The organism is Sulfurimonas sp. (assembly GCF_019429335.1).
Classification (GTDB): Bacteria; Campylobacterota; Campylobacteria; order Campylobacterales; family Sulfurimonadaceae; genus Sulfurimonas.
Genome location: NZ_JAHYJB010000056.1, coordinates 1 through 3,266 on the forward strand (window position 1 = coordinate 1; position 3,266 = coordinate 3,266).

At 35.8% G+C, this 3,266-nt stretch carries 4 protein-coding genes; 1 reads left to right on the forward strand and 3 read right to left on the reverse strand.

Going from position 1 to position 3,266, the window contains the following annotated elements; all coding sequences use genetic code 11:
- Positions 1-80: 80 nt before the first annotated feature.
- The 3 genes from K0A91_RS10705 to K0A91_RS10715 all read right to left on the reverse strand — a co-directional run bounded on the left by K0A91_RS10705 (position 81) and on the right by K0A91_RS10715 (position 2,733).
- The gene (locus K0A91_RS10705; protein WP_295010176.1) at positions 81-446 is read right to left on the reverse strand and encodes a hypothetical protein; all 366 of its coding nucleotides are present in this window, start codon (positions 444-446) and stop codon (positions 81-83) included.
- A gap of 116 nt (positions 447-562) precedes the next feature.
- The gene (locus tag K0A91_RS10710) at positions 563-1,483 is read right to left on the reverse strand and encodes a WYL domain-containing protein (RefSeq protein WP_295010177.1); all 921 of its coding nucleotides are present in this window, start codon (positions 1,481-1,483) and stop codon (positions 563-565) included.
- A gap of 119 nt (positions 1,484-1,602) precedes the next feature.
- A complete protein-coding gene (locus tag K0A91_RS10715; RefSeq protein WP_295010178.1) occupies positions 1,603-2,733 on the reverse strand; it encodes a DUF4172 domain-containing protein in 1,131 nt (376 codons plus the stop codon).
- Between the two features lie 169 nt (positions 2,734-2,902).
- Here K0A91_RS10715 and K0A91_RS10720 point away from each other — a divergent pair, with 169 nt between their 5' ends.
- On the forward strand, positions 2,903-3,193 hold the full coding sequence (locus tag K0A91_RS10720; protein ID WP_295010179.1) for a hypothetical protein: 291 nt from the start codon (positions 2,903-2,905) through the stop codon (positions 3,191-3,193).
- Positions 3,194-3,266 lie beyond the last annotated feature (73 nt).

A 3,266-nucleotide genomic window follows, 5' to 3' on the forward strand; every position in this document is an offset into this window, starting at 1 on the left:
ATCCTTACAAACATAGCCAATATCAGCAATAATATCAAGATGAGTAAAGAATTACACCAACTTGTCGCTCTTATCGGAGCTTACACCAAAAAAGAGCTTGGTTTTATGTGCGAAAGTTGAGTAATAACAAAAAATATTATAATTGGGGCAATAAGGACTGGTCCAATATATTCATCAACAATATTACGATCTTGTTTATTAAGATATTTTACATTAACCCAATTACTGTTCTTGATATGTGCCCATTCCCCCTCTAAATTGTCAATACAAAGACGATTTGGTTTTTCTACTTTTCCAACAATATTAGAATCATAATTAGCACTATCCCTGACATTTAATTTTTCTGCCGTAACTGTGTAATATACACAGTTTAAATTCTCTTCCAGTACATCCCTGTTGTTCATATATGCATTTACAATTAGGAATATTAATAGTCCTGTTTTCAATAGATTATTTTTAATTTTTTCTAATAACTAAATTGTAGGCTTTCTACGCTCTGCAAAATTCATTTTTGAATCCTTTGTTTTAAATATCTACTATACCAATAGTGTTAATGGCAAGATTATGTCTGATTATTTAAATACCAATTAATATCCTCATCTATCATCTCCTGTATCCACTCAGGCTCTATGACTCTCATGTGCGGCAGCCAATACTTGATAATGGGAAGTATCTCCATCTCATGCGTTATTTTTATGACAAATTCCATAGTTCCGTCTTTGTGAAGAGACTCAATGGACTGTGTCGGAAGCGGTCTTCTTTGAAGGTACTTTGCGGCAATCTTGTTGGCATAAATCTTAACTTCAAACGGTTCTACATCCTTTTGGAACCATACGGAAACGGAATTTTCAAGCAGGTCTTCAAGCTTTGCGTCGGTGGAAAAAGCCGTATCGGTCGCTTTTACATTTGAGATGTTTTTTAGGTAGTACTTCTTAAGCACATCCTCTTGAAGCGCAACCAAGTACCAGAACCCCTCAAAGTTTACAATCTTAAGAGGCTTGAGAGCTACCTTGAAAATATCGTGCCGCTCATCATCATAAGAGCACACTATCTCTTTTTTTGATTTTATAGCACCCTCAATGATCTGTATCTCATCAAACTTATCGCTGATATCTTCGATGTTTAACTTTGCATAGATTGGATTGAAATCTTGGTTTTTTATCTTTGAGAGCAGCTTATGTGACTTGGACGCAAATTTGCCGCCTATGCCTTCAGTGATTTTTTCTATGATGTCTAAAATTATTTCATCTTCCAAAGACTTTGTTTTCTCAACCCTAAACCCCTCTTGCATTTTCCACTTTTTGCCATCTTGAAAGATGGGAAAAGAGACCAGACGCTCATTAAAATCTCTCTGCACCGTTCTCTCGCTAGTGTTAAACTCTTTTGCGAGATCCTTAACCGAAAGCGCCTCTCCGTCATTTAGTCTTGAGAGAATATAAGAGAGCCTCGTAAGTATCTTGTCGTAGTCGTGTTTGTATGCCATTACCATTCTTTGTATGTATATTGTTCAAAATAAACTGATTATAACTTTATGAATCTTAGAACTTTTAAATTTATACTCTTTTTAATGACATCTTTATGTCTGGTTTACTTTTTTTACGTTCAATACGCAATGTAATATCTAATATTTCTTCCTTGAGTGCCTTCAATCTGATACAAGCATCCATATTTTAGAAGTTCTTGTATATCTCTTTTTGCGGTTGCCAGTGAAGTTTTTGTCATGGCTACATATTTTTTAGTTGTTAAACCGCCTTGAAACTCACCTGCATTGTATTGTAGTAATTTAGTCAATACTTTTAACTGTCGTTGGTTGAGGCTTATGTGCCGTACCTTATCCCAAAACTTTGTTTTATTTATGACTTTGTTGATTGCGACCAGCGTCTCTTGAAGCGAGTCGTTAAATCTGTCCAAGTACCATTCTATCCACGATGTACAATCCAAGTTAGGATTATCTGTTAAGTTTTGGGTGGTCTCTAGCTTGTCATAATAATTTTTACGGTCATTTGCAATCGCTAAGGAGATGGAAAAATATTTATACTCCAGTCCAAAACTTTGAGATATAACATAGTCGCTTATAAGCCTAGCTATCCTGCCATTGCCATCGTCATAAGGGTGAATAGTCACAAACCATAGATGAGCAATCGCACTTTTGATATAAATATCATCATCGCTACCATTGATATACTTCAACAAAGAGTTTATATCTTCATCTATTTTTTTGTGAGGAAGTCCTACAAAGTGTACCCTCTCTTTTCCTATCGGGCCTGAGACGATTTGCATATCATCATAGTCTCGAAATTCTCCGAGTCGTATATTTTTAAAAGCGCTTGGCGTATGAGAGAGAAGTGCAATATGCCATTTATGCAAGCGTTCTAGATTTAGAGGCGTTGCATTCAGCATAGCATCCATGAGTATAGCTGCAAGTGCATCAGTATAATAGGTAGATTTATCATCTGCTTTATCAAACTGAGTATCTAGTTTTTTTCTTATAGAAGAGCGCACACTCTCTCTTGAGAGATGTTCGCCCTCTATGGCAGATGTAGAGACAATGTCGCTTGTAAAAAGATCTATTTTGATGCTGTTTTGAGCATCTTGATCTAAGAGTGCGATAAGAGCTTTAACCTGACCGATATTTTGAGCAATTTGCGTAATCTTTGTAAGAAATCCACGAAGATTATAGTTAAATTTTGGATACTCGGGATGTTGCCAAATCCATTGCTGCTTCTTTTTCATTAATACCTCTGAGCTGATTAATATCACAATCGTATCACTATATGAGCTATTTGTCAATTATTAGTAGCTCATCACGGCTCTTAATTCCTAAAATTAATTTAACTATCCAGACATAAAGATGTCGTATGATAACGATAGACTCTGCTATATTAAAACAAGGAGGGTCATCATGGGACCATTTATTCTGAGCGAATCGAAAATAGTTCAAAAAAATCGAATAGTTGTAGTCGGCTTTGGCAGCAGCGGCAGCCATATTATCGACAGCATGATAAAGGCACAAGGCACAAATATTGAATTTATTACAATCAATTCAGATGATGATTATAAAAATGTCATAAATACATTAGAGGGTGTAGATATTGTTTTTATCACAGGCGGTCTAGGCGGACAAACGGGGCATGCAGTAGTTGCATATAACGGTTTATCCGGACACCTCTGTCGGTTTCATTCGGACAGTTGAAGAAGAGATATTTTCTGTGGCGATATTTTAGCATAAGTGTCCGAATGATTTTTTATTTCTCTTGGATTTTTTC

What these genes read in the sequence shown, in the direction of transcription:
- K0A91_RS10720 (WP_295010179.1), top strand. Translation starts at nt 2,903, where the DNA reads ATGGGACCATTTATTCTGAGCGAATCGAAAATAGTTCAAAAAAATCGA.
- K0A91_RS10715 (WP_295010178.1), bottom strand. Translation starts at nt 2,733, where the DNA reads ATGAAAAAGAAGCAGCAATGGATTTGGCAACATCCCGAGTATCCAAAA.
- K0A91_RS10710 (WP_295010177.1), bottom strand. Translation starts at nt 1,483, where the DNA reads ATGGCATACAAACACGACTACGACAAGATACTTACGAGGCTCTCTTAT.